Here is a 15,034-nt window from a genome sequence, read left to right as displayed (position 1 = left end):
TTGTGGCACTCACTTTCGGGCTAACCGGTTTTATGAAAAAGAATGGGCTTTTTGTTTCACGGCGAAATTATTCCCTACGAAATCCGCTACAAGCATATTTGCGACTAACATATCTGCTGCTCACGTTTATTTTTACTGCAACAGTAAATACCGCCTTTGCAACAACGGCTGACTCGGCTGAAAATACGGAACAGCCCGCCAAGCCAGCGGTTTCCGTACAATTAATTAGCCTGCAAAAACAGCTAGATAAACTCAAGCAGAATGTGTCTGTCAGTAAATCTGATAACCAGTTAAATGGGCTAAACGAAACCGCATTAGCGCTAATTCACGATGCCGACATATTGCTTGCAGACTTAAAACCCAAGCTCGAAGAACTACAAACACAGCTGGATGTTTTAGGCCCGCCACCTGCCGCCGGTTCTCTGGCAGAAACGCCGATAGTGGCGCAGCAGCGCAGGGTATTGAATACCCGCAAAGCCCAGTTGGATGGTCAAAATGAACAAGCGCAGGCCATTAAAACCAATGCAGAAAATCTGGCAACACAAATTGCCACCTTGCGACGTACCGCACTGAAATCACAAATCGCCTTGAATTCCGGCAGTATATTGGGTGCCAATTTCTGGATGCCAATCATTGACCCCAATGCCGATGACGACCATAAATTAAAAGATTTCATACAGGAACTTGACGATACTTGGCATGCCGCCTGGGAGCCAGAATGGCGCTTGGGCACCAGCATGTATCTGCTACTGGCGCTGCTTATCAGTGTGTTTGGCTTTAAACTTCTGGATAATCTGACCGCCTGGTTTTGCACTAAAGGCCTGCCACCTGGCCCGCTACGCCGCAGTTTTATGGCCTCTGCAACCACACTTTATACCGTGTTAATTACGGTTACTGTGGCGCAATGTATCACTCTGGCCTTTACCCGCATGCCAGATATATCACTGCTGGTATTAGGTTTTGCTCAGGCCTTTGTTCAGCTCATGTTCTTCTCTGCTCTGGTGGCGGGCCTCGGGCGGGCATTTTTATCCAATCAGCGCCCCTCATGGCGTTTACCCGCCATTGCTGATGAAGTGGCGGCCTCGCTGAAACTGTTTCCGCCCCTCTTAGCCAGCTGTATTATGATTTTTGGTACCATTGATTATATTAATAATATGATTGATATCAGCGTATCAGGGGCCATTTTTGGTAACGGTATTTCGGCGCTATTAATGGCACTTACCGCGACTATTATCCCATTACGGGCTAACCGTATACGGCGTAATTTGATAGCCAAGGGCGAAAGGCCTGAAGCCTATTCCACACTCGCTGGTCTGCTTCATTTTGCTATCAGGGTTACCGCCATAGCCATCTTGCTTTCGTTACTGGTGGGCTATATTGCTCTGGCAAAATTCTTAAGTTACAAACTGGTCTGGATCTGTCTGGTACTGGCTTGTTTATATTTACTTATCCACCTCTGCGTTGATTTGGCAGAAAGTATTTTTTCCCCCACCAACCGCGCTGGCAAAGCCATTAAGCAATCACTGAATATTGACGATCGCCATTTAGCCCAAGCCGCCACGTTATTATCCGCCACCAGCAAGGTATTGCTGATATTGCTGGCGATTATCGCCCTGCTCAATGGCACCTTTGGCTCGACGACGCCTATTTCATTGCTGCAAAAAGCGGTGGAATTATTAAGCGGTGAGGGGCTGGAAAAGCTAAATATCGTCCCAGCCAATTTAGTCAATGCCGTGATTTGCTTGCTGGTCGGGTTATATGTGCTTAAAGCCGCACGAAGCTGGCTAAATAATGAATTTTTGCCGAAAACCCAGATGGATTCAGGGATAAAAACCTCGGCCGTTACTCTATTTAGTAATATTGGTTATGTGCTGGTGATTCTACTGACCTTATCGGTGCTTGGCATTCAGTGGAATAAATTGGCCTGGATTGTCAGTGCGCTGTCTGTGGGTATCGGTTTCGGCTTACAAGAAATTGTGAAGAACTTTATTTCCGGCATTATTTTGCTCACCGAGCGGCCAGTTAAAGTCGGGGATTTGATCAGTATCAGCGGTGTTGAGGGTGATATTCGCCGCATTAATGTTCGCGCCACCGAAATCCAACTAAGTGACCGCTCAACCGTTATTGTGCCAAACTCTCAGTTGATTTCGCAGAATGTGCGCAATGCCACTATGGCGAATGCACAAGGGGTGGTGACCATTGCCCTGACATTCCCATTGGATTTAGATATTGAATTGGCACAGGCGCTGTTAATCGAAGCTTATCAAGAACATGAATCGATACTCGACACCCCTGAGCCGTCGGTGAAATTCAGTCAGTTAAGTCCAGATGGCATTGTGCTGAGTGTGACTGGCTTAGTTCCTAGCCCACGTATGGTCAGCAACACAAAAAGTGAGTTGTTATTCAGTATATTAAAAAAACTTCGTGCGGCGGGTGTTTCTCTGGCGGTGGCGACGCCGGCTAAAACGATGGCAGTCGCAAACTAATATCTGAGTGGGCCATAAGTATTATTAGAACAATAATAATCTTAATGGCCCGCCCAATATTTATTACACCAATCTCAAATAAATCTGCTCTAATTACGCCCTATTTCAGCGCTGAATCAAATAGCGGATTGTCGGGCCATCCTGCTGAATATCTAGCACTTTATACCCATAGTTTCGGGCATCCAGTGGAATGTTATTAATTGATTGCGGGCAATCACTAATGACTTCCAGAATTTCACCGGGTTGCAATTGCGGCATAGCCTCCAAGGTCGCCACCGCAGGATAAGGGCAGGGTTCGCCGACCATATCCAAACGATAATCTGGCACGATAGCGCCATGAGTTGATGAAGACGTGTCTGACGACGGGTTATTTACCGGAATCTGGCTCATGAGAGCTCCTTAGTCAGGGTGGCGGTGGCCATTTTTTGTTTGCGGAAGAAATGCTTTTCCCACCACAACATGGCCGCAAAGGCGATGGCCAGCATCAGGTAAGTGACTAACAACCCGCCCATTGGCCCGAAGGTTTCCAACAAATTAACTTTGTCATAATTGGTCGCCAATACTGGGGCAAAATCATCCCAATAATATGCCAGTAGGGTGGCACCAATAATGTTGCCCAGCCCTACCCACCAATAGTGAATTTGCCCTTCCACGGCGCGATACATCCAGCCCGTTTCGCAGCCACCTGCCAGCACAATACCAAAACCAAATAACAAACCGCCAATCACCGCATTTGGCCCGGCCCACAAAATCTTAGGTGCTACGCCCAGTTGGACATAGCTAAAAATACCAATGGTGCTGACCGCCATTCCCAGAATAATCGCCTTTGCCATATGAGTGCGCCCGGTTATCCATAGGTCGCGAAATGCGGAGGTAAAGCAGATTTGCGCCCGCTCAATCAGCAAACCAAAACCAATCCCGCACAACATGGCAATACCCAGTTTTGGATGGCGGAATAGCTCAATTAATGACCAGCTTAGTGCCAGAACAAATACCACCATACCAAGACGAAAACGCCGGGCCGCTCTGGCTGGATGCTGTGTCAGAGGCGAGGCCGCAGTGACTTTTTGTAATTTCACCGGGATCCGAAATAGCGGCAACAGTGTAAATTTGGCACCAAAATAGGAGCCCGCCGCCGTCGCGAGGGCGAAGAACCAAGCATGCAGTGAAAACTGTGGAATACCAGTAAAGAAAGCCGCCAGGTTACAGCCCATTGCCAGACGAGCACCAAAACCGGCAATAATTCCCCCCGCCAATGCCTGCGCAATGCGGATCCCATGTTGCGGTTTACGCAATTTCACATTATTGGCCCACAGCGCGGCGGCGATACACCCGGCAAACATCCCGATTATCATCATGCCATCGATGCGATCCAATGGCGTTCCTTCCAGTCCGATAACTTTAAAGTAACCCCACTCTTGCGGATGCGCGCCAAGCAGTTGCATCAGGTGGCCACCCCAGCGAGTGAACTCCCCCGTAACTGCCCAAAAAGTGCCGGTCAAACCAAAATAATAGGTCGAGAGAATACCGGCGGCGATGACCGCAGGTAGCGGTGCCCAAAAGCGCACCAGATATTGAGATTTAAACATTTGCCAGCTCACACTGACACCTCCAAAATATGTGTTGTCACTGGCAATATCAGCGCTATACGCAGCAACGAGAAAATAGGCCTAATTATAATAAGCTAATTATTTCGTTAATAGCATGTGAGAATTTATAAACAGTTAACGGGGTAAACAGCGCACAAAGTGGCGGGCGGGATACCGTCAAGCTGTCTCATCGTCTGATTGTTGATAATCCAGTGACATGGCCATACGCAAAATGGCAGCAACGGGTTCAAATAAAGGTTCTGGGATAGTATCGCCACAGGCCACATCGCGGTGCAATGCCCGTGCCAGGGTAATGTTTTCAATCACCGGTACCCCCTGCTGTTCTGCCAATTTGATAATCAAAGCCGCCCTTTCACCTGCACCTTTTTCAATGACCACCGGCAGCGGGGCATCGTCCGCGTGATAAAACAAGCACACAGCAAAATGGGTAGGATTGCGCACCACCGCAGTGGAGCGCTGGACATTCTTAGCAAAACTGCCACTTTGCACTTCATGTTGTAACTGCCGCCGCTTCTGTTTTATCTCAGGGTCGCCATCACTGTCTTTATGTTCCCGTTTGATATCCTCACGAGACATTTTCAATTGTTTCATGGTGTTATAGCGCTGAAAGGAATAATCCAACAGAGAAAACACGACATAACAGGCCAGCAAGGCCCCCAATAGCCAACTCATTAATGTGGCAAATACCGGTATGGCGCAGCTACTGCCGCAATAGGTTAGATAACCAAAAGAAGTGGCGTAATGCATTAATAAATAGCCAAAAATCAGGGTCAACACCCCAACTTTTAATAATGATTTGGTCAGTTCAAATAGGCTGCGCATTGAAAAAAGCTGTTTGGCATTATTAATGGGATTGATATGTTCGCCTTTAAACTCGACCGCCTTGGTTGCCAATAATGGCCCGACCTGCGCAACACAGGAAAGGATCGTCACTAAAATTAATGCGCCGCCCAGTATTCCTACAATATGAAACAGTACCGCCACACACTCCCCGCCAATATGCGCCAGCGCCATTATAAGTGGTTGTGGTAATTGCTCAATTGCGCTGCGAAAGAGTGCGCCAATCTGTTCAATAAGGGTATTGCCGGTCACTAGAAAGTAAGCCACCAGCACCAACAACTGCGCCCCAGAGGTTATCTCAACACTTTTAATTACCTGCCCTTTTTCCCGCGCCTCCTTAATGCGCTTTGCGGTGGGCTGTTCATTCTTTTCACTGCTCTCGGCGCTCATCGGCAGCCCCATTTATCAATGGAATCAGAGCATTTATCTTCTCTTCATTCTGGGTAATTCCCGCCAAATAGTGATGCAGGGCATAAGGTAAGCTAATCACTAACAAAAACAGTGCCAAGGCACTTTTAATGGGCATCGCCAGAAAGAAAACATTCAGTTGCTGAGACGAGCGGTTGATTAATCCTAAAGATAAGTCCGCCAAAACCATCACCAATAATGCGGGCAATGCAAAGCTCAAGCAGAGTTCATACATCAACTGCCACTCATTTTGTAGAAATTGCAGCATTGCCGATGAGGGCTGGATAATCGTGCCCGCAGGTAAGATATCGTAAGAGCTATAAAGGGCTGATAAGACCAGATTGAATCCGCCAGAAATCAAAAATAATACAGTTAATAGCTGGGTAAACAGCACGCCAAAAATAGAGGATTCCATCCCCATGCTGGGGTTGAATAATGTGGACATGGTGGCACCGCGCAAGGTGTCAATCATAAAGCCCGCCATATCAATGGCCCAGAATGGGATGGCGGCGACAAAACCAATCATCACCCCAATCAATAACTCCATACATAACACCCAGAACCATGCAGTGAGGGTATCCTGCGCCACTAATGAGGTGGGGGAAAATAGCGGGGTGACCGGCAGGGCAATGGCAAAGACCAGGCCATTGCGCAATAAGCTGCTGCCCAAGCTGCGGGCAGTAAACAGAGGCAATATCAATAACATGCCATAAGGGCGCATCATCGCCAGCCCCAAAGCCCCTAACCAATGCAGTGCATCTTCCATCTTAAGACCGCATGCTGGTAATTTGCAAAAAGGTCTGCTGGGTATAATTCAGCAATGTTGTGCCCATCCAATGATAGGTAAGCAATAAAGTGGCTGATACCGCCAGTAATTTAATCAAAAACTGTAATGTTTGATCTTGGATTTGGGTGAGCGCCTGTAACAGGCTGACAATTAATCCGACGGCAGAGGCCACCACCACTACCGGCATTGATAGCAGCAAAACTATCCATAACAATTGGGTCGCCAGATGAACAACAATGGCATTGCTCATTGGGATTTCCTTGATTGCTGATTCATAAGTAAGACCCCACTAGTTGCCCCAGCAACAGCCCCCATCCATCAATCAAGATGAAAATCAACAATTTAAAGGGGAGAGAAATCGTGATGGGGGACACCATCATCATGCCCATTGCCAGCAAAATATTGGACACAATCAAATCAATCGCCACAAAAGGCAGATACAGCAGCAGGCCGATTTTAAATGCCTCTGTCAGTTGGCTGAGGGTAAATGCGGGCATTAATATCAAGAGCGAATTAGATTTAATGGTGTCTCGATAGCGCTCAGGCCACTTGGTTTGGACGATATCATTGAAAAATTTGGCCTGCTCCACATCCGTATTCCGCTGCAAAAAATCACGATATGGTTCCAGAGCATGCTCATCAATATGGTGCAATAAAGCCCCTATTTCATTGGGCAGCGGCTCATCTTGCAGGCGCGCATGCACATCTAAACCGACCGGGGCCATGATAAAAATGGTGAGCACTAAGGCCAAACCGTAAATAGCAATATTGGGCGGAACTTGCTGCACACCCAGTGCATTGCGCAATAAGGAAAAAACAATGGACAGCTTAAGAAATGATGTCCCCATCACCATCAGCAGTGGCAGCAATGACAGAATAAAAAGCAGGACAATCAATTGAGAGGATGAGTTCAGTAACTCCATAATCTATTCCGCAAAAGGCTGGCCGGTGGGTGATAAATGATACCGACAGTATTTATCTCTTCTCCTTTATGCGCTATCAGGTATAGACCTGAACAATGTAAGCCTTATGATTTTATGCGGAAAACCAGTGGGATACCGAGATAAACCCGCCGCCGTGTTAAGGGCGCGGGGTAAGCCATTGATCAATTCTCACCAACAACTCCCCCTCACAACTTAACAAACTGCCGCTCCCAACCGATTGCCCATGCAGGCGGATATTGACCTCACCGTAGAGGTGGGTTTGGCATGCTAATGTTTGTCCGACAGCTAACTGTGTTAACTCCCCCATCGGCAAGCTCAGGCGGCCAATTTCCATCACCAAGGTTTGCGGTAGGTTATCGAGCATCACCTTTTGTGGATTTTTTTCTACCAGTGCGATATCCAGTTCCAGTAACTGGTCGATATCGTCATTCACCTGTTGAATTGTCATTTTATTTCCATCCTCCAGTTTGATATACATCTGCGGTGCGGCCATTTGCCATAACCAACAGTTTCCTTGTTCCAGTTCAGCAGCCCGACTGATGCGCAGCCCATCCCCTGGGGTAATTTGCTGTAATTGATGCAGTGATAAACGGCTCCAACCCACCACCAAACTGGCTTGCCAGAGTAATTCTTGCTGATTGGCCTGCTCGCTTTCCCAGTGAGCTACCGTTTCGGCTAATGCGGCCAGTGGCCAGCCCAATAGCGCCCCACGGAGCTGTTGGCCTTCAAGCTCAAAAGTCAGCACCACCGCCCATTGGTTCAGCAGTGTCATCGGCTGTGGCGCGGGTTCGTCAATCACCAGTTCCGGTAACAGGGGCAGTAGCGGGCTGATGGCCCAATGGGCCACGGCGGTAACTAATTCAGCCGCCAGAAGCTGGCGGTCAGCGGTTGCCAATGAAGATGCCAGCCAGCTATCCCAACAGGGCTGAGATAACCAAAAACCGCACTCTTCTCCGGTGAGTTTTTTCTCTGTGTTACCCAGCGCTACCGTGCTGCGGTGCTCAACATAGTGCAGTGGCAGATAAACCCCCGCGCCTTCGGCCTGCATCAAGGTGACAGTCACTCCTGCACGATGCCGCCCAGCGCCAATAATGGTGCTGAGGTGGCGCATTTCAGCCGATATTCTCCCCAGCATGGGTCACCTCCAGCACACAAGGAAAACCTAATTGATGCAGTTGCCGCTGCCAGCGCACCTGTATTCGTTGTAAACGTTCGATAAGTTCAGCGCTGGCGTGACTAAGAACAATATGCAAACCATGAGCCGCAAAACTGACTTGAATCTGAGCGCCACACAGTGGCCCACTGGCGAGCCGATAAGTTTGCATCAAATGACCCTCACTGCTGGCCGCCATTGTATGGGCCATATCCTGCATAGGGGATAAACGAGGAGCAAGATAGCGCGCAAATTGCTGTTTTTGCTGTTCATTACCTGAATGCTGAGATTGATTTTCCTTAAAATTGCTAACCCTAAGCAGCGGTATCGCACCTTCAATATTGATTCGGCTCATTTTTGATTAGCATCCGTAGTTTTTCCTGTTCGCGCTGATTAATCCTTAGCAGCGCCTGTTGCGACTCAATATCAGCCAGTTGTTGTAACCTCTGGCTCGTCAACTCACCGAGTGACTTTTGCAGCTCGCGCTCCGTCTGATACATCTCATGCTGTAAGACTCGCTGTTTATCTGCCTCTTCTGGCGTCAATTTGCCGCGCCACTGTATAAGCTGCTGTAAATGAACACATAACTGTTGGCGTTGATGACGAATATTCACCAATTGCTGTTCCTGTTGCTGATATTTCAGCCGCAGGCACACTAATTGCTGGCGCAACCGGCGCTCTTTGCGTTGCCGCAGTGCCAGCAGCCGCGACAAAATATCGGCACTGGCATTGGCTACCCGAGCGCGTGAGCGAGTTGGGTTAGAGTATGATTGAGGTCGGCGGCGGTTTGGCCCGATGATAGTGAATGCTCCTGTTGTAAAAAGGCCCGGATCGCGGGGTAACGCGCCAGCGCTTCATCGGCCTGTAAGTCTTGCCCTTCCTGATATTCCCCCACCCGCACCAGCAGTTCTATCTCCTGATAACAAGACTGCATGCGGCGGAGCTTTTGTGCCAAGGCCAGATGCGCAACACTGGCAATTTGCGGCATGATACGGCTAATACTCGCGGCAATATCAATAGCCGGATAATGACCAGCCCCCGCCAGTTGCCGGGATAACACCAGATGCCCGTCGAGCAAAGAGCGCACCTCATCCGCCACCGGCTCATTCATGTCATCACCCTCAACCAGAACCGTGTAAAAGGCGGTGATGCTGCCCTGCGCGCTGTTGCCCGCCCGCTCAAGCAACCGGGGCAAGGCGGCAAAAACACTGGCGGGAAAACTGCCCATTGCCGGGATCTCGCCCGCTGCCAGCCCAATTTCACGGGCCGCCCTGGCATAGCGGGTGAGTGAGTCCGCCATTAACAGCACTTTTAGCCCGCATTCACGGAAATATTCGGCCACAGTGGTGGCGGTATAAATACCTTTTAGCCGCTCCAGCGCAGGGCGATCAGAGGTCGCCACCACAATTACCGTGCGGGCGCGGGCCTCTGGAGTGAGCACTTGCTCCAGAAATTCCCGCACTTCACGACCACGCTCACCAATCAGCGCCAACACCGTGATATCTGCGCTACAACCCGCGCAAAGCATGCCCAACAGACTACTTTTCCCCACCCCTGCGGCGGCAAAAATGCCGATTCGCTGCCCCTCACCACAGCTTAGAACACCATCAATGGCGCGGATGCCGGTGGTCAGTAAGTGCTGCACCGGCTGGCGGGTTAAGGGGTCTGGTGGCGAGTTATCCAGCTCACGCCAATAGCCTGTAAGCGCCGGGCCGCTGTCGATGGGCACGCCCAGACCATCGAGTACCCGCCCCATCAAATCTGGCCCGACTCTGATACGGTGCGCATGCCCAAGCGGCCTCACCCATTCACCGCTGCGCAAACCGGTGGAGGACGCAAAAGGGGATAACAACGCGGTTTGCTGCTCAATGGCGACCACTTCCGCCAACATGTCTACCGAGCCGATATGGCATAATTCCCCCAGTGCCACACCGGGCAAATGGGCGCTTATCAACGTCGGCCCAACATCCAATATCGGCCCACAAGATTCGATGCCCTTCGGCGGGGATGCGGGCATACGCAATTGCTGCTGCAACTGGGTATTTAATCTTGCAATATCAGGTAGTTTCATCAAGTTCATCCCCGATAAGCTCAATCGTCCCCGCCACCTTAATACTCATTTCATCGCCCAGCTCCTGCCAAGACAGCACCGGTAGCGCAAAAATATCCCGCTCTACGATTTTGCGCAGAAAACGCCGCACATCAATGGTGGTCAGCAGCACCACATCATTATTTTCAGCATACGCGCTTTTTATTTTGCTCAGGATCAAGCGGGAATGTTTGTCCCCCAAGGCAGAATAAGTGCCCGCCGAGGTTTGGCGCACAGACTCACGAATCAGATTTTCAGCCCCTTCCCCCAGCCGTAATACCGGTAACCAGGTTTTATTGTTACTGAATCGGCTACAAACATGGCGACGTAAGGCGATACGGACATACTCGGTCAGCATCACGCAGTCTTTTTCTTTCGGAGCCCACACCACCAGCGCGCCAAAAATGGTGCGTAAATCACGGATAGAGACATCCTCTTCCACCAGCCGTTGCAGTATTTCCGCCACTTTACCGACTGGCATCTGGCGCTGTAGCTCTTTCACCAACTCGCCATAGCGCCCTTCCATTGCATCCATTAGGTAGCGAGTTTCCTGTACACCAATAAACTCAGCGGTATGTCGCTCAAGCACTCTGGTTAAGCAATGAATGACTCGCTGATGCCCTTGAGCATAAGGGATCCCCAAGGTGCTAGCATGGTGGCCCTGCTCAGCGGCCAGCCACTCAAAAGTGCCCATTTTCATCCCCAAAGCTTGGCTGCGGGTCTCTAATTGGGTACTGGGTTGAGTCAGTAACAAGTCACCGGCGGGTAAAGTCAGCTGTAACACTTGCTCCTGATAAATCTGAATCGATAATGTATTCTCCGGCAAAGCAGGATCACAGCGGATAATCACCTCGGGCAATGGCACCCCCAGGTGTTCAAACCAACGCCAGCGCAAGCCGTCAATGTCGCGCCCCAAATGAGGATGACGCAAATTGGTGGCACAGCACAGCATCATCGGCACCGCCCCCGGAGTCATGCTATTACTGGGCGCAGGCATATCCTCGCCACTATTATTAACCCCGTTCTGCTGCTGTTTTTTGCGGCGAAGTAACAAGGCAGGGGTGGCAACCAGCGCCGCCAAGGTGATAAAAATCAGAAAAGGAAAGCCCGGTATCACCGCAAACACGGTCAGTATGGCGGCCGCTAACCATAAAGCATCCGGTTGATGCCCCACCTGCGTTGCCAAGTCTTTTGCCAGACTTTGCTTCTCACTGCCCGGAACGCGGGTCACAATGATTCCGGCGGTAATAGAGATAAGTAATGACGGGATTTGAGCACATAAACCATCCCCGACGGATAACACCGCGTAGGTGACCATCGCCTCTTCAGCGGACATGTCATGCTGCGTCACACCAATAATGATGCCGCCAATAATATTCACCAGAATGACAATTATCCCGGCGATGGCATCCCCTTTAACAAACTTCATCGCCCCGTCCATCGCACCAAACAGGCGGCTTTCTTTTTGTACCCGCTCGCGCAAGCGCCCTGCTTCGGCGGAGTCAATCACCCCTGCGCGCATGTCTCCGTCAATACTCATTTGCTTACCGGGCATGCCATCCAGAGAGAAGCGAGCGCTCACTTCGGCAACACGTTCCGAGCCTTTGGTAATCACAATAAACTGCACAATAGTGATTATCGTGAAAATAATCAGCCCCACAGCCAGATTCCCACCGACCACAAATTGGCCGAAAGCTTCGACAATCTCACCGGCGTCATGCTGTAACAGAACTAACCGCGTGGTGCTGATAGTCAGCGCTAACCGATAAAGTGTGGTGATAAGTAATAGTGACGGGAAAACCGAGAATTCGAGCGGATCGCGCAGATAAATTGAGATCATCAGCAAGATGACGGAAAAAGCGAGATTGATAGCAATCAGCACATCCACCATCACCGTGGGCAATGGCAGGATCATCATAAAGATAGCCACCAGCAGCATGATGGCCAAAAAGACATCTTGCCGCGCAGTTATCATCGTCAATACACGGGTAAATACAGAGGCTTTCATCGGTATTCTCCCGGCAAACGGCGGAGTAAGGCACATTGCTGCTGATAAAGTTGATACCAAAACTCAGCCCCCGAGAAGGCCGGAGGAGAGCAACTGACCATAATGCCCAGTTGCAATAAATAGATGCGCTGTGGGACACCATTAAAGCGCTCTAGCTGCCAGCATTGCTGGAGCTGCAATAAATCCTCATGCTGATAATGGCGATGTTGCAAACCGCAGGTCAGCTGCAACCGCTCATTACGCCATTCCAGAAAAACCAGCCGCTGCCCTATTACCCATTGCATGCGAGGTGCCAGGCTGGAGTAGGATAACCCCGCCATTCGGGTAAATAGTTGTAGGTTACGGGTGACGACTAAATCCATTTCCATAACCCGTATCCCATTGATATGACTCATTGATAAGCCTACAAGGGGAATAATAAGGAATCACCCGCCCAACCACTATCAGGCCTTGACCTGATTCAAGGGGTTAGACTTCCAGCAATACCTCTAAGATTTGTGTTTGCTGTTCCGGATCATTGAAACAGTCCACTGGCATAAGTTTGAATAACTCATAGAAACGACGAATAAAACTGCGGCGCGCCCCCATATCTAACCCGACAAGGGCCTCAATGCGCGGTTGTAACCAGTTACTGAATAACCAAGGTTGGCCGACCACCGCCAGCACTTCACTTAAAATCACATCCCCTGCCACGCCACAGGCATTTCCCATCCGGCTACAATGGTCTTCCAGCCCCAAAAACATCAATAAACGGCGAAGCTGATAAAGTGTGGATGCCAGCCGCTCGCCGTGCTTAGGCGGGGGCTGGCAGGCTAAATCAAAGGCCATCGCGCGCATCAGCACCCGGATTCGTTGCTGGCGCTGCGGCCAACGGCTGACTTGAGTAAACCACTCTGCCACTGACATTCCGCTGTGATAAATACTCTGTGCAAACAGCTGCTTGACGGCCCCCAGCTCCGTGCTTTCTTTGGTGCCTAGCTCTAGCAAACCAAATAATTCAACTTCCCAGCCGTCATTTTCCAGTAGCGGTTCAAGCAATTGCGACAAACTGCGGCGGCGTAACGGGTTAGTTTTGCTGTCTGCCAGTAAAGTCGCCAACAGCAATATTTGCTGCCCTACGGATAATTCCCCTTGACGTAATTTGTTGGCAAGCAAGGAAATATCCAGATCCAGCGGGATGCTCCGTGGCAGCAGGGTGTCCGCGGTTTTAGATATCTGGGCAATTAATTTCACCAAAAATTGCTGGCGGTGCTGGCTGCGCTCTTCAGCTTCAATAGATTTTTGATCTTTCAACCGGGAACCAAGGCTAAGCCCAATCCCTTCCATGGTTTCCTCAAGTGCAGTTTGCCGAACTTCAGACAAGGCCACACTGGCCAGTTCCATCACTGAATGGGCCGGTGTTATTTCGCCATGAGCCGCAGCCCCCCCCAAGGGCGTGCCGTGTACCGCAAAAGCTTCAGGGACATTATTGACATTTATCATGGGTGAGCTCCTGTTGCGGCGGTGACTCTTGTAACCACAGGATAAGTTGCGATAAATGGCGCTGAAGAGACAGGGTGAGTTGCAGCATCGGGGAACCTAATTGCGCCTGATCTTCGGCCATATTTTCATCGGCCACACACTGCACTCGCGCCCCAAGGGCAGCGGCGATGGCAGGTAATTGCTGCGGATGCACCCGCAACACCAGCCCATTGTGCTGTGCCATTTTCGCCACCTCAGCCCCCATCCGATGAATCAGAATCTGGCTGACCGACTGTTGGCCAGCCCAATGAGTAATCACCGACCCAATCGCTACCAAAATATGCTCGCGGGCCTGCATAACCAATGAAGATTCCAATTGCTCAGCCGCCACCAGCCAACCCACATGCTGCGCCAACACTTGTGTTTCTATGGTGTCGCGAGCTTGCTGTAGCAGGTCATCAGCCTGTTGCTGTGCTTGCGCTAATAGCGCGTCTCGCTCAATTTCAGTGGCTTGCCGCATTGCAGCCGCCTGCACCTTTGCTTCAGCAAGAATATCCCGACTTTGGGCCATTTGCTGTAACTGCGCCGCCGGGATAACCCTGCCCGCCGGTAATGAATATTCAAACTTTTCTACTGGAAGATGAAAGAGATTCACAGCAAACGCTCCAGCCGGGTTAACCAACTATCAACCGCAATAGCTAACGCCGATGACAAAAATAATGCCCGTGGTTGAGGAGGTAATGAAATAGAAATTGCGCGCCACACCAAACAGTGATGACGAACTTGCTGCGCCAAACTATGCCCCAGCTGTAAAGCCACTGCGGGCAGTTGCTCTGGGCTCAGCCTCACCGGGCGCTGGCCGCGATAGCCCATCCCCATCAGTTGCTGGATATCCGCTTCACTCAACCATGATGACAGCGCCTGCCGATAACCACGAAGACGCAAATAATCATCACACTGCAAATAAACCAAGCCCAGCGCCAGGCAGCGGGCGGCCAGCCGCTCTGGCCCAACTATTTGGCATTGTTGATGCGGACTCAATACTGCGGGCAATGAATGTGGCGGAAAGTTTCGCAACCGATTCAGCGCACGGTTTAACACCGAATCCACTACCTGACTGCGGCCATAGCCGTAATTTTCGGCCCTGACCCCCGCCGCCGCCAACCATAGCGGATGAGCAAATTGCGCCGGCTGCCAGGCTAATTGGTGCAAATAGCGAATATCGGCGGTTAGCGGCATTGTCATCCC

16 protein-coding genes are annotated in these 15,034 nt (G+C 50.5%); 1 reads left to right on the top strand and 15 read right to left on the bottom strand.

Annotated elements, in window-relative coordinates; all coding sequences use genetic code 11:
- The first annotated feature begins 32 nt into the window (after positions 1–32).
- Positions 33–2,486, top strand: coding sequence for a DUF3772 domain-containing protein (locus tag YROHD0001_RS03365; RefSeq protein ID WP_032817782.1), 2,454 nt, complete (start codon positions 33–35; stop codon positions 2,484–2,486).
- 105 nt (positions 2,487–2,591) lie between these two features.
- Here YROHD0001_RS03365 and yedF read toward each other — a convergent pair whose 3' ends face one another.
- From yedF to YROHD0001_RS03435, 15 genes are all read right to left on the bottom strand, one after another.
- The gene (gene yedF, locus YROHD0001_RS03370; protein WP_042542329.1) at positions 2,592–2,876 is read right to left on the bottom strand and encodes a sulfurtransferase-like selenium metabolism protein YedF; all 285 of its coding nucleotides are present in this window, start codon (positions 2,874–2,876) and stop codon (positions 2,592–2,594) included.
- A complete protein-coding gene (gene yedE / locus YROHD0001_RS03375) occupies positions 2,873–4,087 on the bottom strand; it encodes a selenium metabolism membrane protein YedE/FdhT (protein WP_032817754.1) in 1,215 nt (404 codons plus the stop codon). Before yedE ends, yedF begins: the two co-directional genes overlap by 4 nt.
- Before the next feature lie 165 nt (positions 4,088–4,252).
- The gene (locus YROHD0001_RS03380) at positions 4,253–5,326 is read right to left on the bottom strand and encodes an EscU/YscU/HrcU family type III secretion system export apparatus switch protein (RefSeq protein ID WP_032817751.1); all 1,074 of its coding nucleotides are present in this window, start codon (positions 5,324–5,326) and stop codon (positions 4,253–4,255) included.
- The gene (gene sctT / locus YROHD0001_RS03385) at positions 5,307–6,110 is read right to left on the bottom strand and encodes a type III secretion system export apparatus subunit SctT (RefSeq protein WP_004716052.1); all 804 of its coding nucleotides are present in this window, start codon (positions 6,108–6,110) and stop codon (positions 5,307–5,309) included. Before sctT ends, YROHD0001_RS03380 begins: the two co-directional genes overlap by 20 nt.
- Before the next feature lies 1 nt (position 6,111).
- A complete protein-coding gene (locus YROHD0001_RS03390) occupies positions 6,112–6,381 on the bottom strand; it encodes an EscS/YscS/HrcS family type III secretion system export apparatus protein (RefSeq protein ID WP_004716051.1) in 270 nt (89 codons plus the stop codon).
- A gap of 22 nt (positions 6,382–6,403) precedes the next feature.
- Entirely contained in the window at positions 6,404–7,054 is a 651-nt protein-coding gene (sctR, locus tag YROHD0001_RS03395) for a type III secretion system export apparatus subunit SctR (protein WP_004716050.1), read from the bottom strand.
- A 157-nt stretch (positions 7,055–7,211) separates the two neighbouring features.
- Positions 7,212–8,210, bottom strand: coding sequence for a YscQ/HrcQ family type III secretion apparatus protein (locus YROHD0001_RS03400; RefSeq protein ID WP_032817748.1), 999 nt, complete (start codon positions 8,208–8,210; stop codon positions 7,212–7,214).
- Positions 8,188–8,583, bottom strand: coding sequence for a hypothetical protein (locus tag YROHD0001_RS0118485; RefSeq protein ID WP_032817746.1), 396 nt, complete (start codon positions 8,581–8,583; stop codon positions 8,188–8,190). Before YROHD0001_RS0118485 ends, YROHD0001_RS03400 begins: the two co-directional genes overlap by 23 nt.
- Positions 8,564–8,941 carry a hypothetical protein gene (locus YROHD0001_RS03405; protein ID WP_004716047.1) on the bottom strand — a complete coding sequence of 126 codons (378 nt, stop codon included), beginning with the start codon at positions 8,939–8,941 and terminating at the stop codon, positions 8,564–8,566. The genes YROHD0001_RS0118485 and YROHD0001_RS03405 overlap by 20 nt, the downstream gene beginning before the upstream one ends.
- 20 nt (positions 8,942–8,961) lie before the next feature.
- Entirely contained in the window at positions 8,962–10,299 is a 1,338-nt protein-coding gene (locus tag YROHD0001_RS03410) for an EscN/YscN/HrcN family type III secretion system ATPase (RefSeq protein WP_032817744.1), read from the bottom strand.
- Positions 10,286–12,325, bottom strand: a complete 2,040-nt coding sequence (locus YROHD0001_RS03415) for an EscV/YscV/HrcV family type III secretion system export apparatus protein (protein ID WP_032817741.1) — start codon at positions 12,323–12,325, stop codon at positions 10,286–10,288. The genes YROHD0001_RS03410 and YROHD0001_RS03415 overlap by 14 nt, the downstream gene beginning before the upstream one ends.
- Positions 12,322–12,693, bottom strand: a complete 372-nt coding sequence (locus YROHD0001_RS03420; protein ID WP_004716044.1) for a hypothetical protein — start codon at positions 12,691–12,693, stop codon at positions 12,322–12,324. The genes YROHD0001_RS03415 and YROHD0001_RS03420 overlap by 4 nt, the downstream gene beginning before the upstream one ends.
- 100 nt (positions 12,694–12,793) lie before the next feature.
- Complete coding sequence (locus YROHD0001_RS03425; RefSeq protein ID WP_032817739.1) at positions 12,794–13,807, bottom strand: TyeA family type III secretion system gatekeeper subunit; 1,014 nt, start codon at positions 13,805–13,807, stop codon at positions 12,794–12,796.
- The gene (sctL, locus tag YROHD0001_RS03430) at positions 13,791–14,441 is read right to left on the bottom strand and encodes a type III secretion system stator protein SctL (RefSeq protein ID WP_032817737.1); all 651 of its coding nucleotides are present in this window, start codon (positions 14,439–14,441) and stop codon (positions 13,791–13,793) included. The genes YROHD0001_RS03425 and sctL overlap by 17 nt, the downstream gene beginning before the upstream one ends.
- Positions 14,438–15,031 (bottom strand): type III secretion system domain-containing protein, encoded by a 594-nt coding sequence (locus YROHD0001_RS03435; RefSeq protein ID WP_032817734.1) that lies wholly within the window; start codon positions 15,029–15,031, stop codon positions 14,438–14,440. Before YROHD0001_RS03435 ends, sctL begins: the two co-directional genes overlap by 4 nt.
- Between the last annotated feature and the right edge of the window lie 3 nt (positions 15,032–15,034).

Origin of the sequence: Yersinia rohdei ATCC 43380 (genome assembly GCF_000173775.1) — a bacterium.
GTDB classification, from domain to species: domain Bacteria; phylum Pseudomonadota; class Gammaproteobacteria; order Enterobacterales; family Enterobacteriaceae; genus Yersinia; species Yersinia rohdei.
The sequence above is the reverse complement of the archived record's forward strand: the minus strand, read 5'-3'. Positions and strand labels throughout refer to the sequence as shown.

What these genes read in the sequence shown, in the direction of transcription:
- YROHD0001_RS03365 (WP_032817782.1), top strand. Translation starts at nt 33, where the DNA reads ATGAAAAAGAATGGGCTTTTTGTTTCACGGCGAAATTATTCCCTACGA.
- sctR (WP_004716050.1), bottom strand. Translation starts at nt 7,054, where the DNA reads ATGGAGTTACTGAACTCATCCTCTCAATTGATTGTCCTGCTTTTTATT.
- YROHD0001_RS03400 (WP_032817748.1), bottom strand. Translation starts at nt 8,210, where the DNA reads ATGCTGGGGAGAATATCGGCTGAAATGCGCCACCTCAGCACCATTATT.
- YROHD0001_RS03380 (WP_032817751.1), bottom strand. Translation starts at nt 5,326, where the DNA reads ATGAGCGCCGAGAGCAGTGAAAAGAATGAACAGCCCACCGCAAAGCGC.
- YROHD0001_RS03415 (WP_032817741.1), bottom strand. Translation starts at nt 12,325, where the DNA reads ATGAAAGCCTCTGTATTTACCCGTGTATTGACGATGATAACTGCGCGG.
- YROHD0001_RS0118485 (WP_032817746.1), bottom strand. Translation starts at nt 8,583, where the DNA reads ATGAGCCGAATCAATATTGAAGGTGCGATACCGCTGCTTAGGGTTAGC.
- YROHD0001_RS03420 (WP_004716044.1), bottom strand. Translation starts at nt 12,693, where the DNA reads ATGGAAATGGATTTAGTCGTCACCCGTAACCTACAACTATTTACCCGA.
- YROHD0001_RS03390 (WP_004716051.1), bottom strand. Translation starts at nt 6,381, where the DNA reads ATGAGCAATGCCATTGTTGTTCATCTGGCGACCCAATTGTTATGGATA.
- YROHD0001_RS03435 (WP_032817734.1), bottom strand. Translation starts at nt 15,031, where the DNA reads ATGACAATGCCGCTAACCGCCGATATTCGCTATTTGCACCAATTAGCC.
- sctT (WP_004716052.1), bottom strand. Translation starts at nt 6,110, where the DNA reads ATGGAAGATGCACTGCATTGGTTAGGGGCTTTGGGGCTGGCGATGATG.
- YROHD0001_RS03410 (WP_032817744.1), bottom strand. Translation starts at nt 10,299, where the DNA reads ATGAAACTACCTGATATTGCAAGATTAAATACCCAGTTGCAGCAGCAA.
- yedF (WP_042542329.1), bottom strand. Translation starts at nt 2,876, where the DNA reads ATGAGCCAGATTCCGGTAAATAACCCGTCGTCAGACACGTCTTCATCA.
- YROHD0001_RS03425 (WP_032817739.1), bottom strand. Translation starts at nt 13,807, where the DNA reads ATGATAAATGTCAATAATGTCCCTGAAGCTTTTGCGGTACACGGCACG.